The organism is Streptomyces sp. NPDC051219 (genome assembly GCF_040682335.1).
Lineage (GTDB): Bacteria > Actinomycetota > Actinomycetes > Streptomycetales > Streptomycetaceae > Streptomyces.
The window spans coordinates 1-15,238 of sequence record NZ_JBFBAS010000048.1 but is presented as its reverse complement, the minus strand read 5'-3'; the positions used below and the strand labels follow the sequence as shown (position 1 = coordinate 15,238).

Sequence of the window (15,238 nt, the reverse complement as noted above, 5' to 3'; positions counted from 1 at the left end):
GAAGGACCCCGACCGGTGGTCGGGGTCCTTCGCCGTTCTCACAAATGAACATCTATGAGAGTTCTGCGAGAGCCCTCGGAGTGATCACATTTCCGCAGGTCGCCGCTCGCAAAAGCCCTCTCAAAACCAGCACGTTGTGCGAGGCGCTTCTGAGAGCCTCCCCGCATGGATCTCACGCCCGATCAAGCCGCATTGGCAGTAGAACGTCACGACTGCCCGAACTGTGACGCGCCCGGCAGCGCCTGCCGCACCCGGGGCGGGAAGACCGCCGCGAAGTACCACACCCCGCGCTTCGTCCTCGTCCCCGCGCTCCGCGAGGAACTGGAGATCCCCGTCCCCGCGGACCGGCTCCCCGGCCGCGCGTGGAAGCAGGGCCCCGCGCTCGCCGTCGTACCCGCACCCCGCACCGAGCGGCCGGTGCGGATCGGGTACGCCCGCATGTCGACCGCCCGGCAGGAGCTGGCGAGCCAGCTCGAAGCCCTTTACCGGGCGGAGTGCCACAAGGTCTTCAAGGAGCAGATCAGTACCCGCATCAAGGTGCGGCCGGAGCTGGAGGCTGCGCTCGCGCTGGCCCGCCAGTTCAAGGAGGCGGCGCCCGAGACGCCGGTGATCTTCACGGTGCACGAGCTGAAGCGGCTCGCGCGCAACGCGGCCGAGCTGATGACGCTGTCCGCCGAGCTCCAGGCCGGCGGTATCCAGCTCGAACTCCTCACCGGCCCGCTCACCGGGATCTACGACCCCAACGGTATGGGCGCGATGTTCTTCGCCGTGCTCGCCGTCGCGGGACAGATCGAGCGCAACTACATCCGGGAGAAGACCCTGGAGGGCCAAGTTGCCGCGGCGGCCAAGGGCAACCACGGCGGACGGCCGAAGGTCATCGACGACGACATGCTCACCTTCGCCGTCGCACTGAAGAACAAGGGCGTCCCGTCCCAGAGATCGCGAAGAAGCTCACCATCAAGACGGGGAAGAACGCGGGCAAGAACCCCTCGGTCGCCTCGCTCTACCGGGCGCTCGCCGAGGCCGAAGAAGCCGCGGCGGACGACGGCCTGCCGCTGCGGCCCAAGCCCGTTCGCATCCGTCGGCCCGGGACCCCGCTCGCGGCCGAGGAGATCGACCTCCGCGAACGACTCCAGTCCCAGCCGCACCCGAACGCGGAGATCCGCAGCTAGAGACCATGATCAATCTCAGCGCCAACGGCTGTACCGATGTTCCCCGAGGCCGACTCCCGCCAGAGGCGCGGTAACAGTCCGGGCGACTGCTACCCCATCTGAACTGCGGGAGTTCCATGAATCGGCCCTCAAATGAGGGCCCAAAACTAGAAGCGTGCGGGCCTGGTGCAGTTGGCGGCGGCACGGCGGCCGCGCCTCCACCTGGTCCTCGACGGCACGGGCGGGCGGCTCGACGGCGGCCCGCTCCGCGGACGACTCGGCGGCCGACACACGCAGCTCGGCGTCGCGGGTGGCCTGGCGGGCGGTCTCCTCGGCGTTTGCGGGCGCGGTCCCCGGAGATCCTGGCGGCGGTGAGCAAGAGCTGCCCAGCGGCAGAGCGGCCCATGGGGCGTGGGTTTCCGGTCGACCGATGCCCCGTGGCCAGCACTCCAATGCACAACCACTTCGGGGTTTCCACAGGTCAGAGACTCATACGCAATTGAACCAACTATGGGGCGTCCACATTCTGGACGCCCTTCGTTGGTGGTCGAGCCCCCTCCGAGCTGCCCGAACGACCGGTCGGTAGGGCATCCGGAACGGATGCGGCCGGAAAACGGCGGCGGATGTGCGATCACCCTCCGCTCCAGCAAGACTCCTGTCTGCAATCGCACCCACACTCGAAAGGGAAGAACTCGTGCGTTACCTCCGCAACACACTCGGCGCCACTGCCGCCACCGTGACCGGCCTCGCGCTCCTCAGCACGGCCACAGCGGGCATCGCACACGCCGAGCCCATAAGGCCGGCCTCCCTCTACGCCCCCTCGGCGCTCGTGCTCACGATCGCCAAGGGCGAGAAGGCCTCGACGGCCACGATCGAGCGAGCGGTGACTCTGAGCTGCGCCCCCACGCCCAGCGGCACTCACCCCTTGCCCGAATCGGCGTGCGCGGAGCTGACCGCGGTCGTCGGCAATTTCACCCAGCTGACCGCGGGACCGAGCAACGTCCGCTGTACGCGCATCTGGGACCCGGTGACGGTCACCAGCGACGGCGTGTGGCAGGGCAAGCGGGTCCGCTGGTCGGCCACGTACGGCAACCCGTGCGAGATGGTGGGCACCATGGCCGGCGGCACGGTCTTCTCGTTCTGACAGCTGGGCCCGCGCTACGCACCCCCCGCCACCTCCTCGAGCGCCCGCCAGGACGCCCGGGCAAGGAGGCCGCTCGGCCTGTCGGCCAGCGGCCTCCCTACGACAGCGAGGCCGCTCCCCTTCCTGCCGCTGCGGTCTCCACTAGCCCTCTCCTTCTGTGGCGCCGGTCATGCCGGCCGCGGCCGTTGCCCGGACGCCGCCGCCCGGCGGGCCCGGCGCCCGGCGGGCCCGGCGCATCAGCACGGTGGGGTTGTCCTGCCAGGGCAGGGTGTCGTCGAGGTAGCGGGCGAGGGCCTTGGAGCCGGGCACGTAGCGGCAGTGGGTTTCGATGATGTGCCGGGGCACGGCGAGCCGTTGCAGGTGGCGGACCTGGCCGCGGCGCATGCTGTGCCCGCTGTAGCGGCGCATCGAGTGCCGCAGCAGCCGGCGGGCCCGGCGGCGCTCAACGGCGAAGGCCTCCCGCCGGGCCTGGTCCAGGGCGGCGAGCTCGTCCGCCTCGGCGGCCGTCGACAGAAGCCGCCGTTCCTCGCGGCTGAGTTCCCGGGTCAGCCCGGCGGCCGCCGCGGTGTCCCGGATCAGGTTGCGGATGGTGCGGTCACAGATTCCGCCCGCCCGCTCGGGATCCCTCGGCGGTCGCCCGGCCGTGGTCAGGCTGTTGTTCTTGACCCGTCGCAGCAGCGGCCCGCGGTCGACGCCGGCCGCGGCCAGCACCTGCCGCCAGGTGCGCCAGGCGGCCAGCGGGCACGTCTCGTCGTCCTGGGCGACGATGCGCACCCGGTCGACCGTGCGGCCGTGCGGGTTGGTCTTGGAGCGGCGCAGGGTGATGACGAGCGCGGGCAGTTCGCGCAGTTCCGCGGTCGTCTCGTCGGCGACCTCGGCGACGCCCTCGACCACGTCGCGGATGTTTAGCGAGGCCGGTTCGGAGGCGCGGCCGGGCACGTACCAGGCCAGGGTCAGGGCGAGCGCGTCGCGTCGGCCGGCCACGGTGGCGCGGTCGAGGGTGGCGAGCATCGCGACCAGGTCCTCCCGGCTGCACTCGCTGGCCTGCAGGGCGTCACCTGCGCCGTCCGGGTCGGCGGCTGTCTCGGCGGCCCGGTGGTTGACGACGGCGGAGATGTAGGAGCGGTCCTCGGCGTCCAGCGGGGGGCCGTTGAGGGCGAGGAAGTGGACGAGGGTGCCGGCGTACGTCTCCAGCGTCTGCGCCTGGTGGCCGCGGTCGGCCAGCCACGCGACGTAGTCCGGCACGGTGCCCGGGTCGCTGGGCACCCGGCCGTGCTCGCGGCACCAGGCCACGAATTGGGAGGCCCGCGACTCGCGGCCGCGCCGGGTGTTGGCCGGGGTGGCCAGCCGGACCCGCCGGGCCGTGGCCGCGGCGAGCGTCCGCCCCGATGGGGTGACCACCCGCCCCGGGCCGGGGAGCTCCGGCAGTGGATCGGCGAGGGCGTCCGGCACCGGCCCGGCCGCCCAGGAGGAGTACGGCGCCGACGCGTCGAGCTCCTCCATTCCTTCGAGGGCGTCCGGCACGTTGCCGGCTGACCGGGGGTGCGGCGCCGGTTCGTCGCGCTCCGCCAGCACGTCGAGGGCGCTCGGCACGTTCTCCGTGTCGCCCCACGCCCCGCCGCCGTTGCTCATGCCGTTCCCTTCCGGTCCGTCACATCCTGTGCCTGGACTTGACGTTGCGTGTTCACCGACTTGTGCACGGGATCGGTAAACACCTGCCCGGCGTCCGCGGCCGCCGGCGAGCAGGTCGCCCACGACCTCGGCCGCCCCGTCACCAGGAGTGAGCTCAAGACCCGGGACCTTCTCCCCCAGGTACAGGCCACCGCCGCCCAACTCGCCAAGCAGTTCCATTAGCTGACCGCGCATCTGGCCACGCTCGGCGACCCCGAGGCGGCCGCCGCCCAGATCGAGACCGTCCAAGCCGAGGCCGCCGAGAAGATCTCAGCCGCCGAAAGCGAGGCGATCCGCGCCCGCCGTGCCTTCGAGAACGTCGAAGCGGACCGCGAGGAAGCCGACGCCGCCGCCGAGGAAGCCACCACCAAGGCCGAGCAGCACCAGGCGGCCGAGCTGGTATGGCTGATGGCCGCGGCCCGCGCCGTGCGGGACGAACAGGACACCCGCGCCTCAGCCGCCGAGGCAGTCGCCGCCGCCGCCGAACGGGCCCGCGCCGCCGCGGAGGCTGCGCGGGCCGAGAACTGCTCAACCCCCGTGCGCCCATCGAGGAAGCCGCCTTTGCAGTTCACGGCATCACCGACGCGCAGGTACGCCAGGCGCAAACCTTCACCGGCCTCCTGCCGCTGATCACCAGTGTTTTCACGGCCGCCGCTGCCTCGCCTACAACGTCGGCTTCGACCGCGGCTGCATCGAGCGCGAGCTCCGCCGCCACCACGGTTTCCCCCTCGCGCCGGCAGCGCAGAGTGCCGCTGTCATGCAGTGGCTGGATGGATGCCGATGGGACGACGCCATGGTCCCGTACACCGCATGGAACGGGCTGTGGTCAGCGAAACGCGGCACCTACCGAAGCCTGAAACTCGGCGGCAGTCACGACGCGGTGGACGACTGCCACCATGCTGCACAGGCTTCGGCAGATGGCGGACGCACCCCACGTGCTCCGTAGCAACCGTCCAGCTCGCGCAACGCTCCGCCCCAGGACAGGAGACCGACCGCACCATGAATCGACAGCTCCGGTATGCAGCCATCGGCATCGTGGCAATGGCGGGCGGCTGCGCAGTCGCCCGAGTGCTCACCAGGCGCCATGCGACCACTGATCAAGGACACAGCCGCTCCGCTACGTTGATGCCGGATGACTGGCCAACAGGGGGACTGACGTAATGGAACCGATCAGCGGGTCTCTGAACCCGTACGAGTGGTCATCAGAAGGGGCCGTGGCCTACGAGGCCGCCGTCGAGGCCATCAACGCGGTTGTGGGCGCCTACATCGCGCGTATCGCCCAGGAAGAGCAGCGACCGGAGGGCGAGCGGAACGCTTCGGCCATTGCCACCTGGCGGCAGCAGCGGAACGCATGCCAGCGCGAGCGCGAGGCCCTCGACGCCGGCGACGCGGGCGCGGTGGCCGAGGTCCGCCGCCAGTACGCGCGTCGCCTCCGCGAGGTGCGAGGAGGCGACGCGTGAAGAACCCGGAAGCCGACCGGTACCGGCTCACGCCCGAGGAGAACCGTCGCCGGTTCGTAGAGGCTCTCCGCGCACGCGGGGATGGTCCTGTTCTGCTCGCGCCCACCGCCGCAGAGCCCTCATGCAGGCTCACTGCGCCGCTTGGGGACGCACCAGCCGTCCTCTCCGCGTGAGCGGAGGTTAGCCGCTGCGCGGTGTGCGTAACGTGAGTGACGAGCTGTCCTCTGCTTGCATCGGGTGTCGGCGCCGAGGCTGAACATGGGTGGGAGTCTGGGGACCATCTCGCTGAGTACGTTGTGGCAAACCGGATCTCGTTCGAGCGGGCAGAGGGTGATCATCTGGACGGAGGTTCGGGTGCGGTCGCGGGCATGAGAGAACGGGCCCCTTGGTACTGACGCGGTTACGACACCAGCACGACCAAGGAACCAACACCTACACCCCAGTCTCCGGTCTGCCCAACACCGTAGGCGCCGGCACCGACCCGATCATCTCGGCGAACATGTACGACCACTACGGCCGCAACATTCGTCAGGAGTTCGGCGCGTTCGCCCAGCACGTCTGGGTCAGCAACGAATACGACGAGCACACCGGTGCGATCCACCGCAGCTACACCGACCGCGAGGTCGCGCCGCAGCGGATCGAGGACGTCACGTACGGTTACGACCCAGCCGGTAACATCACGTCCATCGTCACCCCCTACGGCCAGGACGCCGGCCGGACGACGGACATCCAGTGCTTCACACTGGATGAGCTGCGCCGCATCACCGAGGCATGGACCAACACGGGTGAGGCGTGCGCTTCGGCGCCTTCGGCCTCCGTGGTGGGAGGCCAGGACGCGTACTGGACCTCGTACACGTACGACGCGGTCGGCAACCGCAAGACCGAGACGAAGCACCAGACCGCCTCGGGCCCGGCCGCCGACACCGTCCGCACCTACGCCGCTTCGACCGCGGGCAAGCACGACCTGCCCAAGGTCACCCAGACCGGCACCGACCCACGCGACGAGGTGTTCACCTACGACGAGCTCGGCAACACAAGACACGCAAGATTGGCGCCGCGGCCCAGCAGACGCTGGACTGGGACGACGAGGGCCACCTGAAGGCCGTCACCCAGGGGACGGCGACCAGCTCGTACATCTACGACACGGAGGGCCAGCGCCTTCTGCGCAAGGACTCCACCGGCACCACCCTTTACCTCCCCGGTGGCACCGAGCTCAAGCTCGACAAGGCCGGCACCACCGTCACGGGGACCCGCTACTACAGCGTGACGGGTAAGGCCGTCGCCTTGCGGTCGGCCGGCAAGCTCACCTTCCTGCTCAACGACCACCACGGCACCGGCACCACGCAAATCTCCGCCGACGCCGCCCAGGTCGTCACCCGCCGCAAGAGCGCAATCTACGGCGACCCGCGCGGCGCGCAGCCTTCCGCCTGGGTCGGCGACAAGGGCTTCGTCGGCGGCACCAAGGACGCCGACACCGGCCTGACCCCCCGGGAATCCGTGAGTACGACCCGTCAATCGGTCGTTTCGTTTCGGTCGACCCGGTCATGGACCTTGCCGATCCGCAACAGACGCATGGGTACACGTACGCCAACAACAACCCGGTCAGCCTGACTGACCCGTCCGGTTACCGGCCCGACGACTGCATGTCCTACAACTGCGAGCTGACTTCCGACGGCTGGCAGTTCGGCGACTCGGTCAACAAGGGCGACGCCGACGAGAAGAGCAAGACGTACGCCCAGGAGGACGCGTGGCAGGTCAAGACACGCACCAACCGGGGCTGCGTAAGCGGCAGCAGCAGAGGCGATTCGACCAGATCTGGTACTTCGAGAAGTTCAAGATCGGTGACGCCATGGACCGGCTGCGCGACACCAACAAGGCGGCCTGCAGGGCGGCAGCCGGCGAGAAGGCGGCCTGTGCCTGGAACAACTACACCCAGGAGAGCGGCGTCGATTTCTTCGGGTTCAAGCTGACGAAGGGGATGGATGATCAGATCAAGGACATCCTGAGCCGCATCGACGAGTCCTGGCTCTCAGACACGAGAAACAACACAAAGGAGAGGAATCCGCCACTGGAGTTCAGCGAGTAATTCGAGACGGCGTGGATGCTCGCGGAGGAGGGACACTATGTCGTCGCCCGTGGCGCCAAACGCGGAGAGTACGCGCCGGGTGCCGTCGGCTCGTTCGACGCCTGGGTGGACGGCGTCCGCACCGAGTCAAGTACCAGGACACGAAGAAGTACCAGACCATCATGAGGGAGATCCAGAGTGCCGACAGGCAAGGCGCGGACGCAGTGATCGTCACACTGGAGAACGCCGACGAGAAGACGGCACGGCACGCCGTGAAGCAGGCCGTGAACTCGCAGCAAAAGCCACTTGGACTCACCACGATCCGCGTCATCGGTGACGGTTACAAGTTCACCCAGACGCTCCGTCACTGACGGCGGGCCAGGGAGGAGAAGACGATGAACGGCAGACGGATGGATCTGAGGCAGCTGGCTGCGACCCTGCGGGGCGCGGGCCTCAGCGACCGGGAGAGCACAGGTGAGGACGTGCTGTCCCGCTCCGGGAAGCGGATCCTCGGCTTGGAGGTGCCCCTCCGAGATGCCGAGGATGCCTGGCGCCTGTGGCTCGGGCTGCGTGAGCAGACCGGCTTCCATCCCGTCCTGTCCGAACTGCCTCCCTCGGCCCTCGTGGGCGGTCAAATCGCTGACGGCGACGAGTACGACGGCCGTGCCGAAACGGCGCCGCGGGAGATCGTCGCAGAGATCGTCGAGGCGGCCCTGCTGGACCACCTCGACGGGGCCGGTGAGGAGGAAGCTGCCGAATGGCACACGGAATTCGTTCCAGAGCGGCTCGCCGCCCGCCTGCGAGACGGGTTCACACCGGAGCCCGGCGGAACACTGCGGCTCGAGGACAGGGACGAGCGGTCCCTCTACTGGACCGAGACGCTCTGGCTGAACCTGGTGGAGACGGAGCAGGGGTACTCGGTGCCCCGGCTGCTGCCCGGCTTCCCGGGAGCACCCAACTGGTTCCACGGCCCGGAGGGCAGGCCCATCCTCGACTCCGATCACGTTGCGTTCCTGCACACGTGGTTCGAGCGCTTCGGCGCGGAGCTGATCTACCTCGACGGCAGCAATCTCCGTCTGTGGGTGGCGCGGCCACCGCGCGACCTGCTGGAGACCGCCCGGGTGGCGATCGAGCAATACGCGTACTGCCCCGACCGCCGAGACCTGGAGGTCATCGGCAATGGGCAGGCCCGCTCGGACGCCTGGTCGTTCTGGTGGGACTGACCGGCACGTGAAAGAGCGATGCCCCGGTGGGGAAATCCGCCGGGGCATTGTCGTACCGAAGTGTGTACCGGGCCATCACGTCATCCGCCGCCGTGCGCACGGCCCGCTCGTCTCCGCCGAAGCGCACCAGTACCAGCGCTCGGCGTCCGTCGGCGGGGTTTCTTCGAGGAGCGTTCTGCTGTCGGCGTCGTCAACATGCCCATGGGAATCGACCGTGATGGCCGTGGCCCGCCCCTGGGATGTGATCAGCCACGCGAGGACCTGCTCGGTCAGTGGCCTTCCCCCAGGGCCCTCATCCGTCCAATGGGCCCGCCACCCCCCACCAGGCAGGGCCCCAACGACCTGGTCGGCTCGCTCCCGGTGGGAGAAGTCCTCATAGTCCGTGACCGAGCACAGGGCTCCTCGCTTGGGGTCGACCACTAGTGTCCTGCGCCCAGTAGTTGATCGTTAGTAGTTGCGTGACTTCTGCTGCTGGTGCGCCAGTTCCTCGTCGGGGCCCGAAGCTGGAACCGTTGCTGCTGTCTGATGACGAGCGAGCGGTGTTGGAGCGGTGGACGCGACGGGCGTCGTCGGCCCAGGCGCTAGCCCTGCGTGCGCGGATCGTGCTGGCGTGCGCCGGCCCGGATCTCCCTCCGATCGTTGTGGTCGCCCGCGAGTTGCGGGTGGCCGCCGACACGGTCCGCAAGTGGCGGCGCCGGTTTTTGGCGGAGCGGATGGACGGCCTGGTCGACGAGCCCCGGCCGGGCCGGCCGCCCACCATCAGCGTTGACCAAGTGGAGGCGGTCGTGGTCACGACGCTGGAAAAGATCCCGAAGAACGCCACCCACTGGTCGCGGAAGTCGATGGCGGAGCACAGCGGCCTGTCCAAGTCCACCGTCGGCCGGATCTGGCGAAAGTTCCAGCTCAAGCCGCACCTGACGGACACCTTCAAGCTGTCGACGGACCCCCTCTTCGTGGAGAAGGTCTACGACGTCGTCGGCCTGTACTTCAACCCGCCCGAGGGTGCGGTCGCCGTCCTGGCGCCGCTGCTTGGCCTTCACGTCATCACCGCCGAACAGTGGCGCCGCCGCGCATCCACCGACTGGACCGCCTACCTCCAGGCTCGCAGACACCTCGCCCAGCGGGAACGGTGATGAAGGCCCTCGCTACCAGAGCCAGCGGGCGAGGAACTCCGGCCAGATGAACCCTGTGTAACCAGCGAATGAGGGCGGGTCGCACTCCTTCAGTTCCGCCGCCAGTTCCTCGAGTTCGGCAAGGACGGCGTCCTCCTCGTGGAACTCCGCGTTGAGCAGCAGGTCACAGGTGTCGACGCGCAGCCCGTAGTGGTGCAGGCATTGCACCCACAGAACGACGGAGGAGTTGGCGAACCATGCCTCACCGTCCGGCATCACGTAATACACGACTCCGGTCCCCGGTTCCACGGCCCATGACCAAGTCACGACGCTGTTAGCGCCCTGGAGCGATCTTTCCGCCAGCAGGTAGAGCAGTCGTCCGTCAGCGGTCCATAGCGTCGGCTCCGCTTCCGTCTGTAGACACACTCGCGTGATGGGGACGTCGTCGCTGATGGGAATTCCGATGTCGACGATTGCAGCCTTGTCCGCTTCCGGGATACGCCAGGCAACCACTGTCCGAAGATCGGCCCGTGTCACGCCTCCCTCACCAGCCCAATCAACAAGATCGCCGTGCGCGAGACCCTCGTAGAACAGCACAGCCCTCCCTCTCCAGGAGCGCACGCTATCGCCTAAACGAGGGGCCGAGCACCGTGCCAGGGCCTCGGAATATCGCACGGTTGGAATGACGCTCCCCGCCAGCTGGGGCCGGCGGCCTCTGGACGGCGGCGCGGTGCGAGGCGTACGCCAACGACCAGGGCGCCAGCACGTCGCTGGTCGCCGTGACGGCGCGCGCCTACCGGAGCAAGGCGAACCAGGACCCGGCCGAGTGGATGCCCCCGGCTGGCGACCAGCACTGCCGGTGCGTCTCCGAATGGATCGCGACCTGGCTCCGGTGGCAGCTCAGCGTCGACGAATCCGAGCTCGAGGCGCTCAAGGTCTACGCCGACGGTCCCTGCGAGGAGACGATCGTCAACTACTCAACTGCGCCGTAGGACCGTCACCCGCTGAAGCAGGTCACCAGCGCTGAACCGGCCAGTGGACGTCTCGAGGGCGCGGCCTGGCCGGGAACGATGCCGCCCAGGTGGTCAAATGCGCCAGGAGCGGATGCGGTCGGCAGCGTCATAGGCGTCGCTTTGGCCGTTGTCGACGTCGCGGGCGAGGTCGACCAGGGCACCGTAGGGGGCGTCGATGCGTTCGCCGGCGGCCGCCATGTAGGCGAGAACCAGACCCGCGCCGAACAGTGCGTTGCGGGCAGGCAGCGGCTTTAGCCGGATGACGGTATGCATCAGGGTCGCGGCGCGCCATGCGTTGTCGACGGTCGCGCCGATCTGCGGCGTGTTGACGCGGTGCCGGCCGATCGCGGCGACCAGGCCGGAGAAGTCGTGGATGGACGGATGCTTGGGCAGCACCTCCGCCTGGCGCTCAAGCAGCCAGCGGATGTCGACGTAGAGCTCCACGTCAGGCGGCCCGTCCTGGGGCGTCCAGTCGAGTGGGTGCGTCCTCGGGGAACGCCTGGTCGAACGCGTCGGCGTGGTCGCTGACGAAGTTCCGGAAGACTTCGGCGGCGCCTTCGAGGCGCGGATCGCGGACGGCGTCGTGCGCGGCTCGAGTGATGAGCGCGGTGACCGTGGTGCCCTCGGCTTCGGCGCGCTCTTTGAGCAGCGCGTGCAGCGCGTCATCGACCCGGATAGTCACTGGCTTCGACATACCCCGACAGTACAGCAAGACGTACAGCACAGGTGCAGAAGTCCCCCCGATCGCCTTGCCGGGTCGAGGGCCGCGCCATCCTGGCTGGACGGGAAACGTGGGTTTCGCTGTCTCTCGGCCCAGGCTGTCGGCAGAATCTCCCCTCGATGGACTTGCAGGGGATTGGGGCGCTCGCCGCCGCTTCAGTGGCGGTCGTGGGTATTCCCTCCAGCCGGCTCATCGGCCGATGGCAAGTGCGAGCGGCGCTGAAATCTGCGCAGGCCACTCATCACGTGGGTCTGGCTCAAGCGCAAGCGACCTACGCGGCGGCCGTAGATGCGGTGCGCGCCCGGTCCGACTCGGTCCATGATCACTGGCATCGGGGGGTGTGGCCGCCCCTAGCCTGACGCCGGGCTCAACGCCCATACTGCGGCTCAGGTACGGGGGCGGGTTCCACCTCCCGGCACGACGCGGCAATGCGACCGCGCCCAACCACTCCCCGCGTGGAATGGCAGCCGCGCCGTGCCGGGGCTCCCGCCGTCAACGAAGACGGAGAGGCCATCAACTCGCCAGCCCCGACCAGGAGGCTTTTGGCTTGAGCTGACGACGACCCGGACACCCGCCCGCTCGAGGTTGTCCTCTCCGGGCGAGCGGAGGTGAGTCAATCTCCCCGATCGCCTCAATCTTTTCCGGCGTCGGAATGCGCTACTCCCGTGCGCCGTCGGCACGCTCGGCGACGGGCCCGGCGTAGGCTCCGCGTGGGCGGGCAGCGCCGTGAGCAGGGTGGAGGTTTCCCCATCGGGCGGCCACTACGACGTCACGGGCTGGAAGGCAGCGAAGCCGGAAACGGCCGGGGTGCGTAAGTTCTCGGAGGTTGGGTGGAGGCTGGACCGGAAGTTCAAGCATGGGACGCAGCTCTGCATCAAGTTCGCCCACGCCTATGGGGACAGGCCCTGCGCAGCGATCAAGCGGGAGGGCGGAGAGCCTGGAGCTCGGGCGCGTGACTTGCCGGAAAGGCGTCCGAACGAGTCGTGGGTTCGCGAGCACGTGCGGCGCTTTGGCGGTCACGCTCGTGCGCTTGTTCGAACTTCGGTTTGCTGGCCGGCATTTGGCTGATGGAGGTCGGAGCTGGCGGTGCTCGGGGAAGACGACACGGTGTGTGGCTGAGGCGTTGCCGCCAGGACCTGGGGTGTGGGGCCGCGGCGGTGAATCCACAGGAGAGCTCCTGCCAGCAGCGTGGTGCCTCCCAGCAGCCAGGGCAGCGGGCCTGCCGGAAGGACACCAATGATCAAGCCGGTGAGAGCTGCCACGAGTTGCAGGGCGAGAGACTGGACGGACAGCGTGGTGGCCCGGCCCGAACTTGCGACCCGGCGGTGCACGAGGTCGTTCTCGCTCGGTCCCGCCGCGCCGAGCCCGAGGTAGACCAGTCCGTAGCCGATGGCCGCGAGGACCATGGAGCCCACGCCTGTGAATGCTGCGGTGGCGCCGAGCAGAAGCAGGCCGCTCGCGCTCGTGCCGAGGCTCACCATGACCGCACGCTCGCCGCTGCCCGCAAGCCGGGCGGTCAGCGGTGCGAGGTGGCTGCCGATACCCGCGCAGATGAATCCGGCGCAGGCGAGTGCGGCGAAGAGCACGGCGCCCGACTCCGATGCGCCGGTGAGGGCTGCGGCACGTCCCGGTGTGAGCAGTTCGATCGCGGCCAGGGCGCTGCCGGCGGCCCCTGCGCTGAGGAGCACCCGGCGGACCAGCGCGTCGCGGCCCCCCAGCCGCAGTCCGTCCACGACGGTGGCCGGGATGCCTCGGAATGCGTCGCGCAGGGTGGCTGCCGGCCGGGGCGGCTCGGGCAGAGCGAGACGTACAGCACGAAGGCGATCTCGACCGCTGCGCCCAGCAGCAGCGGGACGGAAAGGGGCAGCACCAGCTCGGAGGTGGCTTCGGTCAGTCGGGCGCCGAGGTCGGGGCGAGTCCGAGCAGCCAGGGAAGGGCGCCGCCGAGCAGGGTGCCCGTGGTGAGCGCGGCGGATGTCGCGGAGGAGCCGCGGGCCAGGCCGGTGCGCAGTTCGGCGCCGGGGCCGGCTTTCGCGTGGACGGTGTCGACGTACCAGGCTTCGGCCGGTCCGCTGGACAGGGCACGGCCCGCGCCCAGCAGGGCCGCCAAGGCTACGGGCTCCTGCCTGTGTGGGGCCAACTGGTCGTAGAACTCCCTGAGATGGCCGTCGTTGCAGGTCAGAAGCACTCCGCTTTTTGATCAAGGTATGGACGAGCACACTCACGAAAGCGCGAGGCTAGGAACGAATGTCGGCGAGTGCTGGCAGCAGGTCTGGCCTGAGAGGCTCTGGAATGTCGGCCAGAAGTAGAAACGGCTGGTGCTCAGACCGCGTTTGAGATCTGGTCGTAGGACAATCCATCGGTGACGCGCCCCTTGAATCGTGACCGCTCTCTTGAAGAGCTTGAACGCGCCTGCTGGCCACCTCCGTCAGCCGACGACACCCGTCTTGTTGCTACTGCACACGCCTTGCGGCGTCGGCCGATCGGCGAGCTGACCGTCGAGGACATGCGCTTGTTGATCGGGCAGGACATAGGCCTGCCCTACCTCCTGCCACTGGCACTGGAGGTGCTGCGGGAGAACCCGATGGCAGAGGGGGACATGTACGAAGGCGATCTACTGTCCGCGGTCCTCACCAGGAACCCATCGGTCTGGGCCGAGTTTTCCGAACTCGGCCGAGCGCTCCGCGTGATCGTCTCGAAGTTGACTGGCCTGCCCCCTGACCTGCAACGGAGGGTTGAGCGCTTCCTGGCTCCATAGAGCACCGACGCAGGACGTTCCCCATGGAAGGGAAGGCCGGCGTATCTACGGCACGTCTCGCAGGAGCGAGCGCGGGCCGGGACGCACTGTGCACTTGGACACCCACCTCGGCATGATCAACGGAGGCTACGGGCAGGAGCTGCGCCGCCTTGGCTGCAGCCGAGTTGCATCGAGAGGATTTCACTCTCAACTGGCGCTCCATGCTGGCACGTGGCTCGTCAGCCCCCGCTCCCAGCCGATCCGCTCCGCGATCACCGTGACCGGCATCGTCGGGGTCTGTTTCAGCAGCTCCCGCACGGCCGGCTCCACCGCGTCCACCGCCGAGCCCTTCGGCGCCCGCCGATACCGCGGCGGACGGTCCGAGCCCAGCGCCCGCAGCACGGTGTTCCTGGAGATCCCCAGCTGACGGGCCACCGCCCGAGCCGACAGCCCCTCCATCCGGTGCATCCGGCGGATCTCAGCCCAGTCCTCCACGTGGATCACCCTCTCTTCCTCCCGACTTCAGAACCAGTGAAGTCAGGATGATCAAAAGATCGCAGAGTGGCTCACTTTTCATCCGCCGTCCGTGGCCCTCGTTTCACCCGTTGCCGAGAGCCCGGACACCCCGATACCGCCGCAATAGAGTGCGCCTGCAATCCTTGGGCACGCTCCCGCGTCCGGGAGCCGGCCTTCGGATTTACTGCAGACAGCACAAGGGCTGCGTCGCGCGGGGCCCGGCGAGCTGGTCCACGTGGACATCAAAAGGCTCGACAACACCCCCTACGGCGGCGGCCACAAGGCACTCGGCCGGGACGCGGCTGCAAGTACCCGGCCCCGCGCCGGCCTCTACTGAGGATTTCAGGGTGGGGTCGGTGGGTTGAAAGCCAGGCCGGTGGCGGTGAGGCAGCCGTCGATGAGGTGGGGTCTGAGTTGGATTCTGCG

At 68.8% G+C, this 15,238-nt stretch carries 15 protein-coding genes and 4 pseudogenes; 12 read left to right on the top strand and 7 right to left on the bottom strand.

The genetic code is table 11. From position 1 onward, the window contains the following. Nucleotides 1-165 precede the first annotated feature (165 nt). Together AB0M62_RS31555 and AB0M62_RS31550 are read left to right on the top strand one after the other, a co-directional pair. Complete coding sequence (locus AB0M62_RS31555) at nt 166-1,308, top strand: recombinase family protein (protein WP_366077770.1); 1,143 nt, start codon at nt 166-168, stop codon at nt 1,306-1,308. Between the two features lie 537 nt (nt 1,309-1,845). Next, on the top strand, nt 1,846-2,295 hold the full coding sequence (locus AB0M62_RS31550) for a subtilase-type protease inhibitor (RefSeq protein ID WP_366077769.1): 450 nt from the start codon (nt 1,846-1,848) through the stop codon (nt 2,293-2,295). 141 nt (nt 2,296-2,436) lie between these two features. Here the strand turns inward: AB0M62_RS31550 and AB0M62_RS31545 are convergent, their stop codons facing one another. Further along, nucleotides 2,437-3,927, bottom strand: a complete 1,491-nt coding sequence (locus AB0M62_RS31545; RefSeq protein ID WP_366077767.1) for a hypothetical protein — start codon at nt 3,925-3,927, stop codon at nt 2,437-2,439. Between the two features lie 48 nt (nt 3,928-3,975). Here AB0M62_RS31545 and AB0M62_RS31540 point away from each other — a divergent pair, with 48 nt between their 5' ends. After that, a complete protein-coding gene (locus AB0M62_RS31540) occupies nt 3,976-4,149 on the top strand; it encodes a hypothetical protein (protein WP_366077766.1) in 174 nt (57 codons plus the stop codon). 385 nt (nt 4,150-4,534) lie between these two features. On the opposite strand, the gene AB0M62_RS31535 is transcribed toward AB0M62_RS31540, so the two are convergent. Further along, a complete protein-coding gene (locus AB0M62_RS31535; RefSeq protein WP_366077765.1) occupies nt 4,535-4,684 on the bottom strand; it encodes a hypothetical protein in 150 nt (49 codons plus the stop codon). Between the two features lie 442 nt (nt 4,685-5,126). Between AB0M62_RS31535 and AB0M62_RS31530 the strand changes: the two genes are divergently transcribed. The 7 genes and pseudogenes from AB0M62_RS31530 to AB0M62_RS31500 form a co-directional block, all read left to right on the top strand. After that, complete coding sequence (locus tag AB0M62_RS31530) at nt 5,127-5,426, top strand: hypothetical protein (protein ID WP_366077764.1); 300 nt, start codon at nt 5,127-5,129, stop codon at nt 5,424-5,426. 385 nt (nt 5,427-5,811) lie between these two features. Continuing rightward, nucleotides 5,812-6,525 carry a hypothetical protein gene (locus tag AB0M62_RS31525; protein ID WP_366077763.1) on the top strand — a complete coding sequence of 238 codons (714 nt, stop codon included), beginning with the start codon at nt 5,812-5,814 and terminating at the stop codon, nt 6,523-6,525. A gap of 185 nt (nt 6,526-6,710) precedes the next feature. Then, on the top strand, nt 6,711-7,037 hold the full coding sequence (locus AB0M62_RS31520) for a hypothetical protein (protein ID WP_366077762.1): 327 nt from the start codon (nt 6,711-6,713) through the stop codon (nt 7,035-7,037). Beyond that, complete coding sequence (locus AB0M62_RS31515) at nt 6,971-7,396, top strand: hypothetical protein (RefSeq protein WP_366077761.1); 426 nt, start codon at nt 6,971-6,973, stop codon at nt 7,394-7,396. Before AB0M62_RS31520 ends, AB0M62_RS31515 begins: the two co-directional genes overlap by 67 nt. 277 nt (nt 7,397-7,673) lie before the next feature. Further along, a complete protein-coding gene (locus AB0M62_RS31510) occupies nt 7,674-7,862 on the top strand; it encodes a hypothetical protein (RefSeq protein WP_366077760.1) in 189 nt (62 codons plus the stop codon). Between the two features lie 24 nt (nt 7,863-7,886). Beyond that, nucleotides 7,887-8,714: a DUF4253 domain-containing protein gene (locus AB0M62_RS31505; RefSeq protein WP_366077759.1), complete on the top strand. Its 828-nt coding sequence runs from the start codon at nt 7,887-7,889 to the stop codon at nt 8,712-8,714. Between the two features lie 503 nt (nt 8,715-9,217). Beyond that, nucleotides 9,218-9,724: pseudogene (locus AB0M62_RS31500) on the top strand (helix-turn-helix domain-containing protein); the annotation flags it as partial. 135 nt (nt 9,725-9,859) lie between these two features. Here the strand turns inward: AB0M62_RS31500 and AB0M62_RS31495 are convergent. Further along, a complete protein-coding gene (locus tag AB0M62_RS31495) occupies nt 9,860-10,423 on the bottom strand; it encodes an SUKH-4 family immunity protein (protein WP_366077757.1) in 564 nt (187 codons plus the stop codon). Nucleotides 10,424-10,542: 119 nt separating this feature from the next. Here AB0M62_RS31495 and AB0M62_RS31490 point away from each other — a divergent pair. Continuing rightward, nucleotides 10,543-10,818 (top strand): annotated as a pseudogene (locus tag AB0M62_RS31490) (HNH endonuclease); the annotation flags it as partial. Between the two features lie 93 nt (nt 10,819-10,911). Here AB0M62_RS31490 and AB0M62_RS31485 read toward each other — a convergent pair. From AB0M62_RS31485 to AB0M62_RS31475, 3 genes and pseudogenes are all read right to left on the bottom strand, one after another. Continuing rightward, entirely contained in the window at nt 10,912-11,283 is a 372-nt protein-coding gene (locus AB0M62_RS31485; protein ID WP_366077756.1) for a toxin Doc, read from the bottom strand. A gap of 1 nt (nt 11,284) precedes the next feature. After that, the gene (locus tag AB0M62_RS31480) at nt 11,285-11,533 is read right to left on the bottom strand and encodes a ribbon-helix-helix protein, CopG family (RefSeq protein WP_366077755.1); all 249 of its coding nucleotides are present in this window, start codon (nt 11,531-11,533) and stop codon (nt 11,285-11,287) included. Nucleotides 11,534-12,576: 1,043 nt separating this feature from the next. Beyond that, nucleotides 12,577-13,663: pseudogene (locus AB0M62_RS31475) on the bottom strand (MFS transporter); the annotation flags it as partial. Nucleotides 13,664-13,921: 258 nt separating this feature from the next. Here AB0M62_RS31475 and AB0M62_RS31470 point away from each other — a divergent pair. Then, nucleotides 13,922-14,317 (top strand): contact-dependent growth inhibition system immunity protein, encoded by a 396-nt coding sequence (locus AB0M62_RS31470; protein WP_366077754.1) that lies wholly within the window; start codon nt 13,922-13,924, stop codon nt 14,315-14,317. 219 nt (nt 14,318-14,536) lie between these two features. Here the strand turns inward: AB0M62_RS31470 and AB0M62_RS31465 are convergent. Next, a pseudogene (locus tag AB0M62_RS31465) lies at nt 14,537-14,800 on the bottom strand (helix-turn-helix domain-containing protein); the annotation flags it as partial. Nucleotides 14,801-15,238: the final 438 nt, after the last annotated feature.

Coding starts and splice junctions, on each gene's coding strand:
- AB0M62_RS31480 (WP_366077755.1), bottom strand. CDS start 11,533: ATGTCGAAGCCAGTGACTATCCGGGTCGATGACGCGCTGCACGCGCTG.
- AB0M62_RS31505 (WP_366077759.1), top strand. CDS start 7,887: ATGAACGGCAGACGGATGGATCTGAGGCAGCTGGCTGCGACCCTGCGG.
- AB0M62_RS31545 (WP_366077767.1), bottom strand. CDS start 3,927: ATGAGCAACGGCGGCGGGGCGTGGGGCGACACGGAGAACGTGCCGAGC.
- AB0M62_RS31510 (WP_366077760.1), top strand. CDS start 7,674: ATGAGGGAGATCCAGAGTGCCGACAGGCAAGGCGCGGACGCAGTGATC.
- AB0M62_RS31555 (WP_366077770.1), top strand. CDS start 166: ATGGATCTCACGCCCGATCAAGCCGCATTGGCAGTAGAACGTCACGAC.
- AB0M62_RS31530 (WP_366077764.1), top strand. CDS start 5,127: ATGGAACCGATCAGCGGGTCTCTGAACCCGTACGAGTGGTCATCAGAA.
- AB0M62_RS31515 (WP_366077761.1), top strand. CDS start 6,971: ATGGACCTTGCCGATCCGCAACAGACGCATGGGTACACGTACGCCAAC.